The 22,849-nt window shown below is 35.7% G+C and carries 20 protein-coding genes; 5 read left to right on the top strand and 15 right to left on the bottom strand.

Going from position 1 to position 22,849, the window contains the following annotated elements:
• The first annotated feature begins 253 nt into the window (after positions 1 to 253).
• From mvk to JC2156_RS02600, 5 genes are all read left to right on the top strand, one after another.
• Positions 254 to 1,189, top strand: coding sequence for a mevalonate kinase (gene mvk / locus JC2156_RS02620; protein ID WP_006845278.1), 936 nt, complete (start codon positions 254 to 256; stop codon positions 1,187 to 1,189).
• A gap of 18 nt (positions 1,190 to 1,207) precedes the next feature.
• Positions 1,208 to 2,200, top strand: coding sequence for a diphosphomevalonate decarboxylase (gene mvaD, locus JC2156_RS02615; protein ID WP_006845277.1), 993 nt, complete (start codon positions 1,208 to 1,210; stop codon positions 2,198 to 2,200).
• Entirely contained in the window at positions 2,193 to 3,275 is a 1,083-nt protein-coding gene (locus JC2156_RS02610) for a phosphomevalonate kinase (RefSeq protein ID WP_006845276.1), read from the top strand. Before mvaD ends, JC2156_RS02610 begins: the two co-directional genes overlap by 8 nt.
• Positions 3,265 to 4,308, top strand: a complete 1,044-nt coding sequence (gene fni / locus JC2156_RS02605) for a type 2 isopentenyl-diphosphate Delta-isomerase (RefSeq protein ID WP_006845275.1) — start codon at positions 3,265 to 3,267, stop codon at positions 4,306 to 4,308. The genes JC2156_RS02610 and fni overlap by 11 nt, the downstream gene beginning before the upstream one ends.
• A gap of 105 nt (positions 4,309 to 4,413) precedes the next feature.
• Positions 4,414 to 4,965 carry a TetR/AcrR family transcriptional regulator gene (locus tag JC2156_RS02600; protein ID WP_006845274.1) on the top strand — a complete coding sequence of 184 codons (552 nt, stop codon included), beginning with the start codon at positions 4,414 to 4,416 and terminating at the stop codon, positions 4,963 to 4,965.
• A gap of 107 nt (positions 4,966 to 5,072) precedes the next feature.
• Here the strand turns inward: JC2156_RS02600 and JC2156_RS02595 are convergent, their stop codons facing one another.
• The 15 genes from JC2156_RS02595 to ligA form a co-directional block, all read right to left on the bottom strand.
• Positions 5,073 to 5,579, bottom strand: a complete 507-nt coding sequence (locus tag JC2156_RS02595; protein WP_006845273.1) for an Asp23/Gls24 family envelope stress response protein — start codon at positions 5,577 to 5,579, stop codon at positions 5,073 to 5,075.
• 17 nt (positions 5,580 to 5,596) lie between these two features.
• Positions 5,597 to 5,794, bottom strand: coding sequence for a DUF2273 domain-containing protein (locus tag JC2156_RS02590; RefSeq protein WP_006845272.1), 198 nt, complete (start codon positions 5,792 to 5,794; stop codon positions 5,597 to 5,599).
• 17 nt (positions 5,795 to 5,811) lie between these two features.
• Positions 5,812 to 6,369, bottom strand: a complete 558-nt coding sequence (gene amaP, locus JC2156_RS02585) for an alkaline shock response membrane anchor protein AmaP (protein ID WP_006845271.1) — start codon at positions 6,367 to 6,369, stop codon at positions 5,812 to 5,814.
• Positions 6,370 to 6,831: 462 nt separating this feature from the next.
• Entirely contained in the window at positions 6,832 to 7,755 is a 924-nt protein-coding gene (locus tag JC2156_RS02580; RefSeq protein ID WP_006845270.1) for a peptidylprolyl isomerase, read from the bottom strand.
• Positions 7,756 to 7,774: 19 nt separating this feature from the next.
• On the bottom strand, positions 7,775 to 10,255 hold the full coding sequence (locus JC2156_RS02575; RefSeq protein WP_006845269.1) for an ATP-binding protein: 2,481 nt from the start codon (positions 10,253 to 10,255) through the stop codon (positions 7,775 to 7,777).
• Positions 10,252 to 11,337 (bottom strand): carbamoyl phosphate synthase small subunit, encoded by a 1,086-nt coding sequence (locus tag JC2156_RS02570; RefSeq protein ID WP_006845268.1) that lies wholly within the window; start codon positions 11,335 to 11,337, stop codon positions 10,252 to 10,254. Before JC2156_RS02570 ends, JC2156_RS02575 begins: the two co-directional genes overlap by 4 nt.
• Positions 11,338 to 11,385: 48 nt before the next feature.
• Positions 11,386 to 11,901: a bifunctional pyr operon transcriptional regulator/uracil phosphoribosyltransferase PyrR gene (pyrR, locus tag JC2156_RS02565; protein WP_006845267.1), complete on the bottom strand. Its 516-nt coding sequence runs from the start codon at positions 11,899 to 11,901 to the stop codon at positions 11,386 to 11,388.
• A 3-nt stretch (positions 11,902 to 11,904) separates the two neighbouring features.
• Entirely contained in the window at positions 11,905 to 12,825 is a 921-nt protein-coding gene (locus JC2156_RS02560; protein WP_006845266.1) for an RluA family pseudouridine synthase, read from the bottom strand.
• Positions 12,822 to 13,196 (bottom strand): EbsA family protein, encoded by a 375-nt coding sequence (locus JC2156_RS02555; protein ID WP_006845265.1) that lies wholly within the window; start codon positions 13,194 to 13,196, stop codon positions 12,822 to 12,824. The genes JC2156_RS02560 and JC2156_RS02555 overlap by 4 nt, the downstream gene beginning before the upstream one ends.
• A 692-nt stretch (positions 13,197 to 13,888) precedes the next feature.
• Positions 13,889 to 15,904, bottom strand: a complete 2,016-nt coding sequence (gene uvrB, locus JC2156_RS02550) for an excinuclease ABC subunit UvrB (RefSeq protein ID WP_006845264.1) — start codon at positions 15,902 to 15,904, stop codon at positions 13,889 to 13,891.
• Positions 15,905 to 16,143: 239 nt separating this feature from the next.
• On the bottom strand, positions 16,144 to 17,910 hold the full coding sequence (locus tag JC2156_RS02545; RefSeq protein ID WP_006845263.1) for an ABC transporter ATP-binding protein: 1,767 nt from the start codon (positions 17,908 to 17,910) through the stop codon (positions 16,144 to 16,146).
• Positions 17,911 to 17,937: 27 nt separating this feature from the next.
• On the bottom strand, positions 17,938 to 18,519 hold the full coding sequence (locus JC2156_RS02540; protein ID WP_006845262.1) for a MarR family winged helix-turn-helix transcriptional regulator: 582 nt from the start codon (positions 18,517 to 18,519) through the stop codon (positions 17,938 to 17,940).
• A gap of 193 nt (positions 18,520 to 18,712) precedes the next feature.
• On the bottom strand, positions 18,713 to 19,360 hold the full coding sequence (locus tag JC2156_RS02535; RefSeq protein ID WP_006845261.1) for a YfbR-like 5'-deoxynucleotidase: 648 nt from the start codon (positions 19,358 to 19,360) through the stop codon (positions 18,713 to 18,715).
• Positions 19,361 to 19,574: 214 nt separating this feature from the next.
• On the bottom strand, positions 19,575 to 20,762 hold the full coding sequence (locus JC2156_RS02530) for a CamS family sex pheromone protein (RefSeq protein WP_006845260.1): 1,188 nt from the start codon (positions 20,760 to 20,762) through the stop codon (positions 19,575 to 19,577).
• 55 nt (positions 20,763 to 20,817) lie between these two features.
• Positions 20,818 to 22,839, bottom strand: coding sequence for an NAD-dependent DNA ligase LigA (gene ligA / locus JC2156_RS02525; protein WP_006845259.1), 2,022 nt, complete (start codon positions 22,837 to 22,839; stop codon positions 20,818 to 20,820).
• Positions 22,840 to 22,849: the final 10 nt, after the last annotated feature.

Below are 22,849 nucleotides of genomic sequence, written 5' to 3'. Positions count from 1 at the left end.
CTCACATGTTCCATAATGTCCTTCCAATTGTACCATGAGTTTACATTTTAGGTGTTTTAAAATTACCGTTTTAACCCATTTAAATCATGAAAATATCATTCTGCCATAAATTATAAAATAGCTATAAATTCATTTGACTTTCTTAAATTATCGCTATTATTAAGGTATAGAATCTTTAAATGCTTCAATATTAGCTAAAAAGTTGGTAAAATGTATTGATTAATAATATTTTTAGAAATGGTGGTTCAATGTCTTGAAAAAAACATCAATCGGTAAAAGTCACGCCAAAGTAATTTTAATGGGTGAACACTCGGTCGTCTATGGCCAACCAGCGATTGCTTTACCGCTTCCCGATATTACTTTTACTGCCACAATTGAAGAACGATTAGCTGGTCAAATTATTTTTACTCCAACGTATCAAGGACCTTTCTCTGGTTTGGCTGAAGGTTATGAGGGAATTCGACAGTTAGTCAATCGACTACTTATCAATTTCAACGCAATCAAGCAACCATTTACCTTACGTCTTCGCTCCGATATTCCTCAAGAACGAGGGATGGGTTCTTCAGCCGCTAGTGCCACTGCAATTATTCGCGCTTTTTACGATTTTTTTGATACTAGCCTTGATGCTGTTACATTACAAAAATGGACGGCCATTGAAGAAAGAATCACACATGGAACACCATCTGGTTTAGATGCCGCAACAGTCTCAAGTAATTCTCCCATCTGGTTTATTAAACATAAAATAACCCAATCGTTCTCGTTGAATTTACAAGGGGTGATTGTCCTAGCAGATACTGGGATCAAAGGTCAAACTGGTTTAGCAGTTTCCGTAGTCCGCAGCCTATTGGAAGAAAACCCTGTTGAAGCTAAGCAACATATTAAAGAATTGGGTTCGTTAGCCACTCAAGCGCAACAAGCCCTACAAACTAATAATTTGAAAGAATTGGGTAATTTAATGAATCAAGCCCAACTAGAATTAACAGCTCTTGAAGTATCACATCCCAAATTAGATATTCTAATTAATGCTGCTAAAAAAGCCGGAGCCCTTGGTGCTAAGTTGACCGGTGGCGGGATTGGCGGAACAATGTTAGCTCTGGCGCCCAATCAAGAAGTAGCCAACAAAATTATTGCATCATTAGAGGCTGCGGGGGCCAATGAAGTTTGGACTCAAACCTACCCTACTCATTAAAAAAAGGAGAACTTAATCATGGTGGCTTTTACAGCGCGTGCACATACAAATATTGCCCTGTTGAAATATTGGGGGAAAGCAGATCAAAAATTAATAATCCCCACCACCACCTCGATTAGCCTAACTTTAAATGAATTTTATACAGAAACCACCGTTGAATTTAATGATGATTTAGCAAATGATCAAATAACTTTAGATCACCAACCCTTAAAAGCAAAGGATCAGAAAAAAATCATTAACTTTCTGGATTTAATTCGCGCACAAGCCAATATCAATACATACGCCAAGGTTGAATCATTTAATCATGTTCCAACCGCTGCTGGCTTAGCATCGTCTGCCTCTGCATTTGCAGCTTTAGCTGGTGCGTCTGCTGCAGCCGCTGGTCTTGACCTAACACCTGCTGACCTTTCTCGCTTAGCACGTCAAGGTTCAGGTTCTGCCAGCCGTTCGATCTTTGGCGGCTTCGTTCAGTGGGATCGAGGAACTGATCATCAAACTTCTGTTGCCCATCCGCTTCAGGAACAAGTCGATTGGCCCATTCAGCTCTTGACAGTAATTGTTTCAGATCAACCTAAAAAAATAAATTCTCGTGGTGGAATGCAGAACGCCATGCAAAATTCTCCCTTTTATCAAAGTTGGGTTGAACGTTCCAACGCGCTTGTTAAACCAATGCAAACAGCGATCAATCAACATGACCTAGCCACCTTAGGAAAAATTGCTGAACAAAATGCATTAGAGATGCATGCCCAAAATATGGTAGCTAACCCTCCATTCTTTTACTTAACTGATATTTCATGGAAGATCATCAATTTGGTTCAAGAATTACGAGAAAATGGTCTAAAAGTCTATGCGACTATGGATGCAGGACCTAATGTAAAAATAATCTCACATCCAGATGACACTGAAAAAATTGAAGATGCTTTGCATACGATCTTACCTGAAATAACAATTCAAGTAGCTACGCCGGGCCCAGGGTTAAAAATCTGGCAGAATGGGGCCACACATGCTTAAGCTTCAGATTCCGGGTAAATTATTTTTAGCAGGTGAATTTGCAGTTACTCATAGTGGTCACTCTAGTTTAGTGATGGCGATTGATCGATACATTGACTTTAAAATTAAACCAGCTTCACAAATAGAAATCCAAAGCGATCTCTTAGGAGCATATTCCATTCCTAATAATCAATTAAAAAATTTACCTAATACTCTTGATGAACAATGGCAACTAATTCAATCAGCACTGAATATCTTTGAGGAATTTCGGAAAGATTTAGAAAAATCACCTGCACTAAAGCCTTTCAGTTTAGAAATTGAAAGCCATCTGAGCATCGATCACATTAAAATCGGTTTGGGATCATCTGGCGCAACGGTGGTCGGAGTATTGGCTAGTTTGTTACAATTTCATCAGATCTCTTTCTCTAAAACAAAGCTTTTTAAATTAGCATCTTTAGCTCTCCTCCAACTCCCTAAATTCAAAAAAGGATCAATGGGTGATATCGCAGCAGCATGTTTTGGCGGAATTGTCTTTTATCAAAAATTTGATCAAGCTTGGGTGGAAAAAGAAAAACGCCAAACTTCACTTCTCAATTTAATTAATATGGAATGGCCTTTATTAAAATTAGAAAATGCCCATTTACCAAATAATTGGCACCTTCTTGTGGGTTGGACTAAAAGTCCTGCTGATACCCAAACTAGTTTAAAACAAATCAATCAAAGTAAATCACAAGAATTAGAATCAGAATTTTTAATAGATTCTGATCGAGATGTCTTAAAAATACAAAAATCACTTGCACAAAATGATTGGTCTGCTTTTAATTTGGCAATAACTTCAATTCAGAAGACATTAATTAATTACACTATTAATCAAAATATACCTTATCAAACACCAGCTTTACAGCACTTTTTATCCGATGCAAAGTTATTTAATCTTCCTAGTAAAATATCAGGGGCTGGAAATGGCGACAACGGTATTGCTTTTACATTAAATCGTATTCCCGATCCTAAACTATTAGATACTTGGAAAACTCATGGTATTCAAAATCTCCCTCTTAACATTGCACCGGTGAAAGGAACTTATTATGGAATCTGAACACGCACATCGTAAAGATGAACACTTAGCTTTAGCGGAAGCTGAATTTAAAAAAAATCCCCCGATTTCATCACTTGAGCAAATCCGCTTAATTCATCGATCTTTGCCAGAAACAAATGTCCAAGAAATCAATCTACAGGTTCAAGATTCAGCTTTGGGTTGGGATTATCCTTTCTACATTGAAGCTATGACCGGTGGAAGTCAAAAGACAGGTGAGATTAATGAACAGCTAGCTAAAATCGCAAAAATAACCGGATTAGCCATGGCTGTCGGTTCACAAAGTATCGCTCTCAAAGATCATAATGCTATTTCTTCTTTTGAAGTTGCTCGTAAATCCAATCCTGATGGTTTTTTAATTGCCAACTTAGGAGCAGGGCATACTGCTCATGAAGCTCAACAAGTAGTTGATATGATTGGCGCTAACGCGCTTGAAATCCATGTAAATGTAGCCCAAGAAATTGTAATGGCTGAAGGGGATCGTGATTTTCATTGGATGGAATCAATTGGGGAAATCATTAATACGATTCACGTTCCAGTAATCATTAAAGAAGTTGGCTTTGGAATGGATCAACAAACTATTAAGCAACTTGAACAAATGGGTGCTCAATATATTAATGTCGGTGGCCGTTCTGGTACTAATTTCGCAATAATTGAAGATCGAAGAAACCGCACTACTGTAACTAAGCAAAGTCATCAATATTTATACGATTGGGGTCAAACTACAGCAGAATCGCTATTAGAAACTAAAGATAGCCATGCTAAGATTTTGGCTACTGGTGGCATCACCTCTCCCCTTGATGTTGTTAAGGCTCAGGTCTTAGGCGCTAAGGCAGTGGGGGTTGCCGGTTACTTTTTACATGACCTACTTAAATATGGTCCGGATCACTTAATTGAAACCATTCAATTATGGCAATCTCATCTGCCTAAACTTTATGCTCTAGTAGGTGCAAATGGACAGAATGATTTACCAAATGTTCCATATATTTTAAGCCCTGAGTTAAATAGTTATGCTCAACAACGTCATTTAGATTAGCCTAATTTTTAAATTTTTATTAATAGAAGTTGCGATTTAATAAACTATTACGTCAAAAAAGCGAACTTGCTAAACAAGTTCGCTTTTTATTTATATACTTAAGCTATGAGAAATTTACAAACTGAAACCATTCGCCAACAAACGGATGATCAAATTATTGATGCAACTTTAACACTACTTCAAAGCCAGTCGTATGACCAACTTGCGGTAACTGAAATCACCCGTAAGGCAGGCGTGTCTAGAATGGCTTTCTATCGACATTTCGGGACAAAAGAAAATATTATTCACACGATCATTGAACAATTAACCAATGATTTTTCACATGATGCCCAGCACCTCCCGCAAGATTCAAGAGCGGTAGCGCAAGCATTTTTTGAATTCATCCAAGCTAACGCGGTTGAGATTGCCATTCTTTTAAATGCAGGTCTCCGCGAACAATTCTACCCGCCTTTGCGAGATATCTTGCATGACTTGTATTCTGATATTTTACGTAATCATGCTACTAATGCTGCAATTGTCGATTATATTTCAGACTTCACTGCTTCTGGTATGCTAGCAATTGCGATTCGTTGGATTTCAACAGGAATGCACGATTCAATTGAAAGTTTAGCAGAGATGGCAAAAGAAATGACAGATGCACAAGGATCATTTCTATAAAAATTTAATACCATTCCAAAATAAAAGATTGAACCTAACATCTCTGTTTAGGTTCAATCTTTTTTAATTCTAATTATATTGAGTAATTGTCGTAAATACATTCTAATTTATTTGACCCGTTCTCCTTGATTTTCGCTATTATCAGCTAAATTATCTTTCACTGAATCATAGCCATCCTTTGTTTTATCCTTAATAGTTTGACCCATATCACCCGCTTTGTCTTGCAAAGTTACTTGATTTTTGTTGAATTCACGAGCAGTTTGAATATCTACTACCTTTACATTCAACTCGATCAACTCAAGACCTGTCATTTCCATGATTTTAGTCTTAACCAATTCTTGAATCTTTTGATAGATGGTACGAGCATCCTTTCCAAATTCGGTAATGATATCGAGGTCTACCGCAACTTGCTCTTTACCAACTTCAACTTCTACACCTTCTGTGGGATTTGAACTATTAACCAACTTATTTTTAACATTTGCAATAAATCCAGCGTCAATTCCAAGTAGTCCATCAATTTTCTCAATTGAATAACCCACAATTTTTTGAATAACTTTATCATCAAAAGTTAAATCGCCTTTAATTACTTGATTTTTATTACTTCCCTTTTCCATAATAATATCTCCTTTTTTTATGATTCAGTAAATATTTGTTTGATTTTTTCAAATGATATATTCCAATTTTGAATGATCCAACCAATAAACCAACCAATTCCACCAAATAAAATAACTAAAACAGAATTCCAGAATCCAAAAACTAGAATCAAAATTGCTAGTAATAAGCCAATGACTAGTCCAATTTTAGATGCTTCTAATTTTAAATTTTGCATCTCCTTACCTCCTTCTACTAAAGGACGCGAATATTCTTACTATTTTTTGGGCGATTTATAACAATATTTGTATTAATTTTATTTATATCAGTATTTTTAAGTAATTCATTTAAATCCTTGTTAATTTGGTCTTGTAATCTTATGATTTTTTGTACTTTATCTTGTTGATATTTTGATTCGGCAGATACCTTAATCTTAATTGAATGAACTTGGTTTTTTATTTTAATATTGATATTTTCCAAATTTTCATCTTTAAATCTTTGATTAATAAAACTGCTAATCCCGCGATTATCAAGAGCCAATTTTCCACTCTTCTGATTGGTTAATACAACATTATTCTTAGCCGATGGCCAGAAAATAATCGTAAATAACATAATAATCAAAAAAACAACACAAATTATCAGATAAATTTCGATAATTGTTTCAACGGTAAAATTATTAATATTGTTTTGAATTAACCATGCATTAATTTGATTCCCTATCATTTTACTTTCATGAGGTTTAATCATTGATATGAAAGGGAATATATACAATATAGTAACAATAGCCATTAATATTTTTTTCCATTTTTTCATATTATCAACCGCCTTTATTTCATTCTATTAATAACCAATGAAATAATTAATACTAATATAATTACCCTCAATAGCAATAGAATTAAAACTATTCCAGACAATGTTGGCCCTTAAATATTTATCCTAATCACAAACCAACAATATTATAAAAGATACTAATAATGCCACATAATCCTAATGGCTAACATTCCAATAATTAAACTCGAATATAATCACCTCCTTTTTGTATACGTTTACATTGTTGCTATAAGTATATTCTAACAATTTTTATTATATTTAGCAAACGATTACATTATAATTAGATTAAAAAATGTAAATGTCTCAAATTTCAAAAAGAATATAACCTTCTGTGACTCCTAAATGACATTATTTTTCCATTTGTCTATAAATGATTTTAAACAAAAAATGATGGGCATAAAAAAGAATTTTATTCTCTCTTATGCTCATCATTTGTATTGTTAATTATTTTTGATTAGCTGCTTCTGTATAAGACGAAAGTGCCGTCTTTAAATCACTATCCGCAATATGAACATCAGCCTTATCTAATTGCTTTCCAATAAAGGTTTGCATTGCCTTTGAATCAGAATTTAATTTATCTTCAACAATAATGTCCTTCATCTTTGCCTTTGACTTGGCAAAGCTATCTTTTTTATCCTTTGAATTTAATTTGATAACATAATAACTATCGCTGGTGCTAGTAGTTCCATCAGCTGTTACCTTCACTGGTGTTTCTGACATATCACCAACTTTCAAATTAAAAGCAGCATCACGCACTGTACTATTCACAACAGAAGAACTAACGGTTGAATCAAATTTATCTAGTTTTCCGCCCTTATCCTTCGTAGCGGTATCAGTTGACTTATCTTTTGCTTCATCCTCAAAGCTAGTACCGTCTTTAATATCACTAATCACCTTTTTAGCATCATCTTCTGAATCAGTTTTAATGATTGAAGCACTAACATTTGGTGTATAAGCGTCATAAGTCTGCTTCAATTCTTTATTTGTAAATTTTTGATTAGCTTGATAAGCGGCTTTTTCCAAAGCTGAAAGATAAAGGCTATCCTTATATGATTCAGTTGTCATTCCACTACTTTGCAAGGTTGTCTCAAATGATGAACCATATTGCTTCTTTGCATCAGCATATTGCTTATCAACATCTTTTTGATTTACCTTATCCCCATAATCTTTTTGTAAAACTTGCTTAATCATCAAGTTCGCAAATGTTTGCTTACCCTCTGGTGTTTTTTTCAAATTTTCATATAATTTCTGTTCTGAAATTGAACCTGCATTTGAAGTTGCAACATTTTTTCCGCTTGACAATCCAAAAGCTACCAAACCACCTGCAATAATTATTAATCCACCAAATACTAATAAACCTTTTTTCATAAAAAATAACACTCCTTTATTAATCGTTCTCAATTTTATTCATCCGAGCACCCATTGCAAATTGACCATTATCAATTTGGGATTCTCGAATCTTCAGATGGGCTGCAAAATCTGGATTAGAATATGAAAGCCGACCTGCTGTGATTGCCCAACTTTGTTTTCGCCAATTTTGGAGCAACACTTCATCATCTGAGGTTACCCGATCTGTCATATATCTTACCATCATTCTAATCCAGTTGACGCCAGTAATTTTATTTAAAAATGCTAAATGTGTAAACGGCATTGGTCTTAAATCATCTGCTTGCACTTCTTGTTCAAAAGGCCAATGGTCAACAACCAATTGATATAAGCCCGGATGAGCCACCTTTAATTTAGGCCGTGGTAATGATTTATAGAGCGATTCAGTCATTACCTTTTGATCAATAATTATCTGAGAATTATCTTGTTGTGCCATTGAAATTGGCGTCAATATTTGACCATCCCAGAAATAATTTACAATTGTTTGTTCATTGTTTTCAGATAAGCTTGTTGGTAAATATTTATCTTTGGCAATGACATTAACTGATACACCCATTTCTCTTAATTTAGTAATTAATTTAATTCGATTTCCCGGAATAAAAACATACTGAGGATTTTCAACTTCTAGAATACTCATCACGTCAGATAATTCTAAAGGCTCATAGTAATGTTTATCAGCAATTTGCGGAATGAATAATAGATCATTAGGATTATTATTCATAACAATCGTTGGAATACCTAAACGTCGCAGCTCTGAACTAACCATCGACATAGTATATGATCCAGCAGCGCCATCCCCTAAGCGAAATGCCCCAGTTCCGACAACCAATGCGGAATTCTGTGAAAGCCGGCTTGTTTCGTTTTCTTTTTCAAATGTGCTATAGAAATGTGGATTGTTTTCATCAAATTCTCCAGCCGACGGATCAAAAGCTTTAAACGTTGGTAAGATATTTTTGTCCCAACGGAAACGCCTAATTTTTTCATACTCTTCATCCCACAACTTAGCCATCAATCCATCACTTAGACCATAATACTTGGCTTCCCGTAAAATATCCGTATTCCACGGATGAGAGGCAACATCTTCTTCAATACGCATAATCCGTTGTAATTTATAAAAATAGAACGGATTAATTTTAGTCATCTCCGCTAATTCGTCAACAGTATATCCACGACGCAACGCCTCCATCAGTACAAGTATTCGATTATCGCGTGGATGAATAATACGTTCGATTAGATCATCTTCAGATAACGTATTCATAATTGTTGGTGAGAAATCACGACTATTAAAATGCGCTGCTCGTAAGGCCTTTTCGAGTGCCTCTTCCACACTACGTCCAACTCCAATCGTAGCACCAACTGATTTTTGAATCGTATTTAGCCGATGATCCGTAACCACCCACGAGGCTTCAAACTCACCAAAGCTAAAAACTGGAAAACGTGTCACAATATGATCCATAACTGGTTCTAATAGGGCCGTATTGTCAGTGAAGTTAGATGGTAACTTCACTTCAGTCAAATTTTCACCCATTACCAAGCTAACCATAACTGGCAATAAAGGATAACCCGTTGAAACTGCAATAAATGCTGATTGACGATCAAAATATGGATTTAACCGAGTTACAACATATTCTTCAGTCTCGGAATTAACCGCAAATCGGACCTGAGCCAAGCCAATAATGTTAAATCCTCGCATCAGATTAAAAGCTGATCTACGCAATTTTTGTAAAACTGGGTCAGACAGAGTTTGAATTGGTGTTAGGGCAATTGAATCTGATGTATGAATACCAACTGGATCCATATCTTCGATTCCTCCTACCAAAATCATGTGATCTGAATGATCGCGAAGCACAACCAATGTAATTTCTTGATATCCACTAATTCCTTGATCAATGTTCACCTGTTTCGTTGGTGAGCGTTCTAATGCTAGTTGAACCGCCTCCTCCAATTGCTCTGGACTATTTGCATTTAGACGTAGAGTTCCAGAACTTGAAGTTACAGGTCTAACCACCACTGGAAAATTAATATCCCGAGCAGCATCAAAGGCTTCAGTGACGTTCGTAGCTAACTTTGTTTTAACCCCTGTTTCACCTAAATCTTCCAAATTTCTACGCAAAAGTTCGGTGTTTTGAGTTGCTTCCAAAGCAGCCATTGAAAGACCGAGCATCTTAGGTGTAGCATCTCCCATTGTATTAACAAGTTGGTAAATAATCTGTACCCCAGGTGTCCCGCCAATATTGGCCATCACACTGGTAATATCATATTTTTCAATAATTTCGATTAAATTTTCAACCGTCAAATCAGCAATAATGGGCGTAATATCAGAACGTTCAATTGTAAAATTATAAGGATTATCATCAACTAAAAAGACATTTGCTCCTTTAGCTTTTAATACGGAAACAGCTTGATAGCTAGCAAAATCACTCTCTGTTTCGTGGTTAAAATCATTCGCGGAGCCACCAACGATTAAAACGTTCTCATTCATCGTAAGCTCCCCCCTTTCCGAGCTGTCACCATTTCCATAAATTCTGCAAAAATATCAGTTGCTTCATACGGTCCAGGTGCACCGTCTGGGAAAAACTGAACACTAAATGCTGGATAGTCTCGATGCCTTATCCCTAAAATTGATTTGTCCATCAAATCCAAGTGAGTGACCATTAATTCCGTTTCTTTCAAAGATTCTCGATTGACAGCATAACCACTCCCTTGATTTGCAAAGATGATCTCACCTGTAATTTGCTCTCGAATTGGATGATTCATTCCATGATGTTCAAAAGTCAATGGTTCTAATTCAGCACCATTTGCAAGGGCAAATAATTCATGACCTAGTCCAATTCCTAGCAAGGGCATTTCCGTTTGAACCATTCGAATCAATTTTAAAATCGACTCATTTAGCTTCAAAGGATTCCCAGGTCCTGATGATAAAACAATCCCATCTGGATCCAAATTAACAATTTGTTCTAATGTCGCGTCGTATGGTAAAACCGTGATATTAGCATCATAATCTCTTAAACTACGTAAAATTCCATTCTTCAAACCAAAATCTAATATAACTACATCAGCACCTCGACCAGGATTTGCATAAGGTTTAGGTGTTGAAGCCTGTGCCACTTGATTTGTTGGCAAAACCATTGCTCTTAATTGATCAAAAGCGTGGTCGTCTGGAACATCAACAATACTAGCTTTTTGTGTTCCCGTTTTTCTCAAATGTCGAGCTAAAGCCCGTGTATCAATCTGTGAAATTCCAGGTATATTGTGACGCCTCAAAAAAGAGTCTAAACTCATTTGTTGCAGACGATTGGTTGAAACGTCTGAAATTTCACGAGCAACGACTCCTTTAATTGTAGGAACGATTGCCTCATCTGCTCGATGATTAATCCCTGTAGCTCCAATGGTTGGTGTTGTAAACATTACAATTTGATTATGATAAATTGGATTGGTAATAATCTCTTGATACCCCGACATGGCTGTATTAAAGACAATTTCACCAAAAGTTGTTGCGGGTGATCCAAAGGCTTCCCCTTTGAACACCGTTTGGTCTTGTAGTATTAAATATCGCTGGGTCATGAATTGATCCCCTTAATGCTTTTAATTTTAAACTTCTTGATATATTTTTTAAACAATTTCAACAGAATCTTGTTGGTCTAATTCTCGTACATGAACTTTAATTCTTTCCGAAGCTGCCGTTGGAATATTTTTACCGACGAAATCAGCACGAATAGGCAATTCACGATGACCTCGATCCACTAAAACTGCTAAATTAACTGCTGCTGGGCGTCCATTATCCATCAAGGCATCCAAGGCTGCTCGAATTGTCCGACCGGTATAAAGCACGTCATCCACTAAGATAACTCGCTTATGATCCAAATTAAGGTCAAAACTATTATCAATTTGTGCCGTATTATCTCGATCGTCGCGATAATTTGAGATATCAAGTTCTAAGACTGGCACTTTAGCATTTTCCAATTGTTGCAATCGTTCCCCGATTCGCCGCGCCAAATAAACGCCACGTGTTTTAATTCCCACGAGAACTAAATTATCAATTCCTTTATTTCGTTCAATAATTTCATAAGTAATTCGAGTTAAAGCCCGTTGCATCGACATTGCATCAACAATTTTTTTAGCTGCCATTTCTTATTCCTCACTCCCCTGATTACTATATGGTTCCAATTGATCAAGCATCTTTGTAAAGTGTTCTGGTAATGGTGCTTCAAATTCTAATTCTTGACCTGTGGTAGGTTGTGTAAGTCCCAATGTATGGGCATGTAAATACTGTCCATTACCTGGCAAGGTTTTCTTTGGACCGTATAATGGATCACCTGCAACCGGATGACCAATATATGCTAAATGCACACGAATCTGATGAGTTCGACCTGTTTCAAGAGTCGCTGATAATAAAGTATAACCAACAAAGCGTTTTATAACCTTAAAATGAGTCACTGCTTCACGTCCACCTGAAACAACTGCTTGTTTCTTGCGATCCTTACTTGATCGTCCTAATGGAGCCTTAATTGTTCCAATATTTTCTTTAAATTCACCATGGACCAAAACTAAATATTCACGCAAATTTTTCTTCGCTTTTAAATTAGCTGATAAGGCTTCATGAGCTTTATCATTTTTGGCTACCATCAAGAGCCCTGAGGTGTCCTTATCAATCCGATGTACAATCCCAGGGCGAAATACCCCATTAATATTTGAAAGAGGAGTATGGAACATTAGAGCATTAACCAGCGTTCCATCTTCATGGCCAAGCGAAGGATGAACAACCATTCCTTGAGGTTTATTAACAACCAAAACATCATCATCTTCATAAACAATATCCAAAGGAATATCTTGTGGCTTAAGGTCCAAAGTCACCGGTGCTGGTACCTCAATAGTAATAACTTCGTCTTGCTTAGCGTGATACTTAGCCTTCTTAATTTCACCATTGACACGCACTAACTCATTTTTAATCCATTCATTAGCCTGTGAACGTGAATATTGCGGTAAATATTCCGCAATAATCTTATCCAAGCGTCCGGTTGTTTCAGTTACCACAAATTTTTCCAACGTCATTTCTTTGCCCCTATTTTCTGTTCAATCGCACTGCGCATTTTTTTAGTTAATAAAAGATCATATGAATTATCATTGTAATCAAAGATAATACCATGCTTAGTCATTTGAACATGTTTAATCCCATCCAAACGAATTGATAACCGATTGAAACTAAGAATTTGCTTCAAATGAATATAATCATCAGTCAATTCTACTTTGTGGCGAAGAACCATAAATACAACTGCCACCACAAAAATACTTGCTACTAGGTATGTCCAAACATTAAATGTAATAAATTCCAACTGTAATGTTAATGCTAAAAGTCCAATCATTAAGACCCATGCCCAAATCACCAAGCCTGATAGGCCTCCTGTTTGATAATAGCTTCGCATGATACCCTCCTTTTTCACATTATAATTATTCATAAGTATACCAGAGAAATGGCTATTTATGCCAAAAAACTAGTTAATATCACTCAGTTAAAGCAACTTAAAACAAACTATGGCTTCTTCTTATAAGATTGTTGTTAAACCGATGATAAAATTAATTTTTGCTATAATAAAAAAATTGATACTTTATCAACAAATATTTATAATATGTTCTAAAATTTTTTTGACTATCCGCCCTATTAAATTATTTCATATTTTGATTTACTACATAAATTTCTTCTACCATGAAAAATATTTCAATTATAATTTATGTCTATTATTATCAAGTAACAAAATAGCTGAATTAATTTCAAATGTTTTTCCAAATTAATAAGTTTAAATGTAATTATTAAAAAGCAAATTAAGCCTCTCAATTTCACAATATTTTAAAAAAATGAATCTTTTAAAAGCTCATAATAAGGCTAAAAAGGCATGTTTGTATATACCAAACCCAATATTGTTATACACAAATCGATTTACAATGCAAAAGTAATAATCATATCACTTAATATTTCTTTAATTTATTTCACAAAAAAAGCCGGAAAATATTCCGACTTTTTTATGAAATATTTGGATTGTAAATAAACTACTTTATTAATTTTAATTCTGAAAAAACGTCCGAAAATAATTTTAATTTAATTAAATTACCTTTAATTTCATTTACCAAGTTGCAATTTTAACTCCATTACTGAATCACGCAAACTAGCAGCATCTTCGAAATCCATGCGTTTAGCAGCAGCTCGCATTTGCTCTTCCAAATTTTTAATCATCTTCTCCTGATCATCACGAGCCATATCACGGAACGCCACTTCTGTGAATGATCCCTCATTATTAGAAGTATCATCTGAATCATGTGATACGGCAATCAAATCACGAACAGGTTTAATAATCGTATGAGGCACTATCCCATGGTCATCATTATATTCAATTTGTAATTGACGCCGTCGGGCCGTTTCATCAATTGCTGATCGCATCGAACCAGTCTCATGATCCGCATACATAATTACGTGTCCATTTTCATTTCGGGCAGCTCGTCCCATACTTTGAATTAACGAACGGGTATTTCTAAGAAACCCTTCTTTATCTGCGTCTAAAATTGCTACTAATGAAACTTCAGGGACATCAATACCCTCTCGTAACAAATTAATTCCAATCAACACATCAAACTTACCTAATCTTAAATCACGAATAATTTCAGTCCGTTCTAACGTCTTAATATCAGAATGTAAGTACTTAACTTTTACTCCCACATCTTCCAAATAATCGGTTAAATCTTCAGCCATCTTCTTAGTCAATGTTGTTACAAAGACTCGTTCATCTTTAGCTGCGCGCTCATTAATTTCACCCAATAGATCATCAATTTGTCCATTTACAGGACGAACTTCCACCGTCGGATCAAGTAACCCTGTTGGTCTAATAATTTGTTGAACAACCTCTGATTCTGGTACTCGTTCATTTTCATAGTCACCTGGTGTTGCTGACATATAGATAACTTGATTGACATGCTCTTCAAACTCTTGCAACTTCAATGGTCGATTATCAAGAGCTGATGGTAGCCGGAATCCAAAATCAACCAACGTTTGCTTACGAGCCCTGTCACCATTATACATTCCTCGAATCTGGGGCATCGTAACGTGCGATTCATCTACAACAATTAAAAAATCATCTGGAAAAAAATCAATTAAAGTAAATGGTGGTTCACCAGGTTTTCTTCCATCCATATGTCTTGAATAATTTTCAATTCCTGTGGTAAAGCCCATTTCTCGAATCATTTCAATATCATATTCAGTCCGTTGCTTTAATCGCTGTGCTTCTAACAATTTACCAGAGTCTTCTAGATTTTTTAATTGCTCGTCCAACTCGGCTTGAATAGTTTTCAAGGCTCGTTCTCGAATTTTCTCATTCGTCATAAAATGAGTTGCAGGGAAAATGGTGATTGTATCTAAATCAGCCACGATTTCCCCGGTTAAGCTATCTATTTCCCGAATTCGATCAACTTCATCTCCAAAAAATTCAATACGTAAAGCTTTCGCATCAGAAGATGCAGGGAAAATTTCGACTACATCCCCTCGAGCCCGAAAACGTCCACGTTGAAAATCAATATCATTGCGTTGAAATTGGATATCAATCAAGTCACGCATCAATGTATTTCGCTCTAATTCATCCCCTACCCGAATTGAGATCACATGGTCCCGATATTGATGAGGATCTCCTAATCCAAAAATTGATGAAACCGAAGCCACAACAATGGTATCATTTCGTGAAAGCAATGACGAAGTAGCCGAATTACGTAATTTATCAATCTCATCATTAATGGATGAATCTTTTTCAATATAGGTATCTGATGAGGGAACATAAGCTTCTGGTTGATAATAATCATAATAAGAAACAAAATATTCTACGGCATTATTTGGAAAAAATTCTTTGAATTCACCATACAATTGTCCAGCCAAAGTTTTATTATGTGAAAGCACTAAAACTGGCTTATTGGCATGGGCAATCACTTCAGAAATCGTGAATGTTTTTCCTGTTCCTGTCGCCCCCAATAAGATTTGTTCTTTAACACCGTTGGCGAGTCCTTTAACTAATTTATCAATCGCCTTGGGTTGATCTCCAGTGGGTTGATACTTCGATACTACTTCATATTTACGATCTGCTTGTCGTGTAATCATCAACAGCCCCCATTATATTTATTTAAAATATCCGTTCTATTATCCACCTTTTTATTATACGCTATTCGAAGTTAAGTTTAAACTAACTTAAGTTGATTATATTAACTTATTTAGGCATCAATATTTAAATAAAAATGAGGTCGGGACAATCTTTGTCCTCACCTCATTTTAAAATTATTATCAAATTACATACATCCCCTGATAAAGAGTTCAGTTTAAAGTAACATAATTTCTACTATCTATTGTGTTACTAATTGTTCTTGTACATATTCTTTATAAAGCGGATGTGTTTTTAAGAGTTCAGCATGTGACCCTGATCCAGTAATTGTCCCTTGCTCGACAAAATAAATTTGATCAGCATCAACAATGGTAGCTAAACGATGAGCAATTACCAAAGTCGTTCGATTTTTCATTAATTGTTCCAACGCCTTTTGTACCATGGCTTCAGATTCAGAATCAAGTGAGGCTGTAGCTTCATCCAACATCAAGATCTTTGGATCACGAAGGAAGGCCCGAGCAATCGCCAATCGTTGTCGTTGACCACCCGAAATCATAATTCCACGCTCACCAACTTGCGTTTCTAATTGATTTGGCATTTTCTTTACAAATTTATCAGCATAAGCTAATTGTAAAACATGCCATAACTGATCATCCGTGTAAGTTGCATCTGATCCATATGTTAAATTATCACGAATAGTCCCGGCCATGATGGCAGAATCCTGGGAAACAAAACCAATCTGCTGACGCCAGTTTTTCAAATTGATGTTTTCAATGGATTGATTTCCAATTTTTATAACTCCTGAATTGGGATCATAAAACCTTTCTAAGAGTTGGAAAATAGTGGTTTTACCACCACCAGATGGTCCAACAAAGGCCACAATGGTATTTGGCTTTGCTTCCATGGTAATATTATGCAGAATTTCTTCAGAGTCCGAATAACCAAAATTAACATTCTGCATTGATAAAGTTTTGCCTTCTAATTCGACAACTTGACCTTTGTCAAAATCTTCTGCCGATTCATCTAAAATTTCAGTTAAGCGTTGAGTTGAACCTTGTGTCTTTGCGTAGGTAGTCGAAAAAGTCCCAATCGACATAAATGCTGGCATAATTTGAAATAGATACATTAAGAAACTAAATAAGGTTCCCATAGTTGATTGCCCATGAGCAATTCGCAAGGCTCCTACAAATAGAATTACTACAAAGAGACCCATCATGACTAAATTCATTACTGGCCCAACTGTTCCATCAATTACTGCTTCTTTTCGTCCGAAGTGGAAAAGGCGCTCAATGGATTGATTCCCCGTTGTTTTGATCTGTTCTTCAGCACCAGAAGATTTAACTAATCTCATTTCAGCTAAAGTTTCTTGTGCCACCCCTGAGAAATCGGCCATTGCGTCTTGTGTTGCATGTCCCACTTTTCGTGAAAACATCATAATAGGCATTAGAAATAGTAAGGTAACAGGTGCTGCCAAAAGAATCCAGAGCGCTAAATGCCAATCGGTTGAAAACATTAACACAATTGCTCCCAACATTTGTAAAAAGCTCGTCACAAAATTTGGTAAATCATTAGCTACTAACCGTTTCACTTGTGTTGTATCATTTGTTAAACGTGATGTGATCTCGCCAGATTTTGTTTGATCAAAATAACGTACTTTTAGTATGGCCAAACGTTCCCATATAATTGACCGTAAGTTTTTAACTAATTGCTCCCCTGCAACTGATGTTAAAAAACTTCCCAAAGCCGAAATTAAAGCACCACCCATGAAAAGAGCTAAGACGATTCCTATCAATTTATAATCTGCGCCTTGCTTACCCATGAATGAATTAATCAAATTTCCAGAATACTTGGGTGCTAACAAATTAGCAAAGACCCCAACTAGCGATAACAGTAGTCCCGTGATCATATATCCCCATTGTGGGTGAGCCATTTTAATGATTTTAACTAAACTTTTTGTCCCACCTTGGGGGCGTTTTTCAAATTGTGATTGTCCTTGTTTCCGTTGCATTATGTTTTCTCTTTCCTTTAGTTAGATTTAAAACCAGTGTGGATCATTAAAGTTTCCCCGTGGATGATTATGTGGATGGTTAAAATGCCGTCCAATATTATTTCTTCTATTTGTAAGCTCCTCAAATTGTTCACGTTGTTGTGGATTCAAGTGATTTACAAATTGTTCATTAAATTGTTCATCATTTAAATGTGCATTGAGTTGTTCCAATTGTTCACCGAATTGTTGTTGCTCTGAATCAGTGAAAACATCAAAAATTTCATTCTCAAGTTTATTGCGTGTCGAGTCTAATTCATTTAAAAAGTCTAATCCATTTTGAGTAATTTTAATTAAGACAATCCGAGCATCCTGTTGATCCTTAATTCGTTCAACCCTCCCCCCTTCTTCAAGCTTTTTAATAATTTGCGTTACTGACGCTGGACGAATATCTAATATATCCGCAATTGTTCCCGCAGTAATTGGTTGGCTACTAGTACTTAAAATCCGTAACAAACGGCGCTGGTTATTCGGCCGTTGACGGTGTTCCTGACCATGTGACATCATTGTAAACCACAAACTTGGTTGTCGCATTAATTCAGTTAAGTTGATTAAAATATCTTTTTGCTCCATTAGAAATACCTCGTTAAATATTTAGTTTTTGTTTTAGTTAACTAACAAATATTAATTATAGATGTTTATTTAGTTTTGTCAAATTAAAACTAAATAATTTTCAAATAATTACATCTTAATCTATAATAAATCACAAAATAAAAAGTACGCCCTAACTAAGTTCCCCCAGTTTTAGCATACTTCATCTCATTAATTATTTTTCATTACTACCGCGGTTAAAAATACCGATGTAAATTCTTTGTAACCGTTCAGAGCCAGGAAATTCTTCCGCCAGCATTTCTGGTAAAACCTCATGTATGAAATAATCCGTACTTTTCATATCCCGAAACGCATAAATAGTTTCTAAACTTTCTTTATATATTTCCATGAAAACCGGTTCTGGATTACCCTTTTGTAATTCACCAAATGCTTCATACAATAAATCAATTTTATCTGATACAGATAAAATCCGTCCTTCTAAGGTATCATCCTTACCTTCAGTAAGTCGTCGATGATAACTATCACGGTATTCTTCTGGAATTTCTACCCGAATAAAATTATCTGCTAAAGACTCCTCAACATCAGCCAACATATGGCGTAATTCAGAAGATGCATACTTTACCGGTGTGCGAATATCACCAATAAACCGTTCATTGATGTCATGGTTTAAAGCTTTTTCATATAACAATTTCCAATTAACTTCTTCGCCATGCTGTTCTTCAATATCGCCTAGAAATTGGGCAACTTGCGTGACTTTCCATGAATGCGCAGCCACAGAATGAGGGAAATATTTAAAGTACCCTGGAGCTCGATTAATCATCTCCAACTCGGTTAATCCTGATAAATACTGATTAAATCCCATCTTAACATCCTCCATTTTCTGAAAACAATCAATCCAACGGTTTAATTGATATAAACTATACACAATACAATTGCTTGATGCAAGGGTTTTCAAAAAAATGTATTTATTCATACCACATCATCAAATATTGGATCTAAAAACAAAAGAAGAGCGCAACCATATAGGTTGTACTCTTCTTCCAAAAATATAATAAACATCTTCAACCTAATATTTATTAATCACTTTCTAAGCGCGTAATATCATAGGTTTTACTATTTGATTTTTGAACCAAGACCGTTTGAACTCCTTCAACAGTTTTTATGCGGATTTGGACTGACAAATTCGTTGGCAAAAAGCTTGGTGCCGTTTGTGCTACATAATTTGAAAAACTATCCATCTCGGTTTGTGAATAGAATTGCGTAGTGATATCAACTTTTAAGCTTTTAACATCCTTATCATTATACTTAGCAGTTCCTGTCACATAAGACACATTGGGGAAGAAGCCTTGAATATTGTTTTGGAAATTTACAAATTGGGTATTCAAGCCACTTGCCATATCTTGATAATTTTTTGTGTTCTCTTGCATTGGCAAAACAACATTTTTTTCATTAATTGACTTAAAGTCGCCCAATTTAGTTCCAGATTTAGATTCTACATAGCTGTAAAAGCTCCCACCCGCTAGACTATCATCAGAAGATTGGCTAAACATAGCTACAACAATGGGCGTATTGTTGCTTATGCCTTCCATTTTACGATAGCGAGCAACAACCTCAGCAGCAATCTCTTTACCCTTGGCAATTCGAGTACTATCCTCTATTTTTTGAGTGAAATTAACTCCATATTCTTCCTTTTGATAAATATCTTCGGTATTCATAGCCAATCCTAAGACAATTCCCTTTAATTTCAAAGTACTATCTTCTTGAGTCATAAAGTCTTGTTCTTCAATTGACTGTAAATAATAAGGATTCCGCCCATCATCGGTTTTACCATTATCTTCAGGGTTTAATCCAGATGGATTATCATGCGACTTTCGTTTTAACCAAGATTGGGCCGTTTTGGTATCTAAATATTGACCTTCTTGAAAAATATAAGATTTAGGCGAGAAATGCTTCCTAGCCACATCTAACAATCCATTTTCAAAATTAACTGTGTTATATTGATTTCCATTTTGATTTGCTGTGACTCCTCGAGCCTTTCCAACCAAATAATTTCCATCTTTAATAACCGACTTATATTGATCATCGGAGTTTGATCCCGTTAATTTAATCCCTTTTTTAGTGGTGATTTTATTATTAACGGTGGTTTTGCTTTTTTGAGATTCAACCTTTGATGAATTTTTAGAATAAAAATTACCAAAAAAGATTAAAGCGCCGCCCAAGAGCACTACACCAACCACGGCCCCAATCCATTTTATATAGCGCATTTGTCCGCCCCTTTTACATTTTTAATATTATTTATATACTGTATATTCTAACAAATTACGGTTGCTTTTGCATAATATCTTGAAAATCTTGTTCAGACCAGATGGTAATGCCTAAATCTTGAGCTTTAGCGAGTTTACTTCCAGCATCAGCACCTGCTATGAGAAGATTGGTCTTTTTAGAAACACTTCCCACAACTTGTGCACCGTGTTGTTCCAACCATTTTTCTGCTTCTGATCGACTAAACATTGTCAATTTACCGGTCAAAACAATTTTTTGATCAGCAAACTCAGGCAAAACTGTCACTGGTGCTTCGGCTTGATAAGCAAAATTAACTCCCAATTGTTGCAACTGAGTTAAGAGCTCTTGTACCAGCGATTCTTGAAAATATTGAACAACATTTTCAGCAATAACTAAACCTAGCCCTTGTATGTTAGCAATTTCTTCCACACTAGCCTTCGCTAATTGATCAATTGTTTTAAATTTTTGCATGATTTGTCGAGCCACTTTAGCTCCGACCGTTCTAATTCCAAATCCAAACAAAAGTCGTTCAGCCGAATTTTGTTTAGACTGTTCCACAGCTTGTAATAGGTTTTGGGTCGCTTTTGGACCAAATTTATCCAATTTCAAAAGTTCTACTTCATCCAATTGATATAAATCTGCAATTGTTTTAATTAATCCACGATCCAATAACTGTTCGACGATTTTAGGACCTAATCCATCAATATTCATGGCATTCCGCGATGCAAAATGTGTCAATCGTTCTTTAATTTGAGCAGGGCAAAAGGGGTTCAAGCATCGTAAGGCAATCTCACCATTTACATGCACCAATTCATCCCCACAAACAGGGCAATGATTTGGAATGTCATATGGGACACTATCCTTAGGACGTTGGTCTAAAACGGCCATCCCCACCTCCGGAATAATATCGCCAGCTTTATGCAATGTAACTGTATCACCAATTCGCAAATCTTTTGCTTTTAAATATTCTGGATTATGCAATGAAGCTCGCGACACTGTCGTCCCAGCTAATTGAACAGGATCCATAACTGCCGTTGGTGTGACAGCCCCCGTGCGTCCAACTGTCCATTCAATATCTTTTAAAATCGTTTGTTTTTCTTCCGCTGGAAATTTATAAGCAATTGCCCATTTAGGGACTTTAACTGTTGCGCCTAATGCTTCATGTAGATCTAAATTATTAACTTTAACCACAATTCCGTCAATTCCATATGCTAAATCGTCTCTTTTAGCCGTCTTTTCTTCAATATAATTCTTTAACGTATTTATATTATCAACGACTTGATTCGTAAGATTAACTGGAAGCCCTAAATTAGCTAAACGTATTAACAATTCTGATTGGGTTTTGACCTCTAATTGGTTCTGTAAATCAACAACTTGATATATAAAGCCTGCCAATTGACGCTGTTTAGTAATTTGTGGATCAAGTTGACGCAAAGAACCCGCCGCCGCATTTCGAGGATTAGCAAAGGGCGCCAATCCATCTCGATCTCGTTGTTCATTTAAGCTGACAAAAGCTGCCTTAGGCATATAAATTTCGCCCCGAACTTCCAAATTTAAAGGCTCGGTTAATTGATGTGGAATATTCTTAATGTTTAAAACATTCGCGGTAACATCTTCACCAATTTGCCCATTACCTCGGGTCGAAGCTTGTGTTAATTGGCCATTTGTATATTGTAAACTAATCGCTAATCCATCAATCTTCAATTCTGCATTATATTCCAAAAAATCCGAAGTACTCTGCTGCATTGTATTCATCCAATCATCTAAAGCTTCAATAGAAAAAACATCGCCTAAAGATAACATAGGTTGCAAATGTTCAACCTTTGGCAGATCATCTTTCGTTTGATCCCCAACTTTTTGCGTAATTGAATCAGGTGTAATCAATTCAGGAAATTGATATTCTAAATCAATTACTTCTTGGTAGACAAGGTCGTAATCACTATCTTCCACTGTGGGTGCATCGTTTTGATAATATTCTACTGCCCATTTTTTTAACTGAGCTTGCCGAATAGCTAACTTTTCTTTTGCTTCCGCTAATGTCAATTGATCTTCGACCATACATTACTCC

This window comes from Weissella koreensis KCTC 3621, assembly GCF_000277645.1.
Note: the sequence above shows the minus strand (reverse complement) of the source record. Positions and strands in the feature narration are given on the sequence as shown.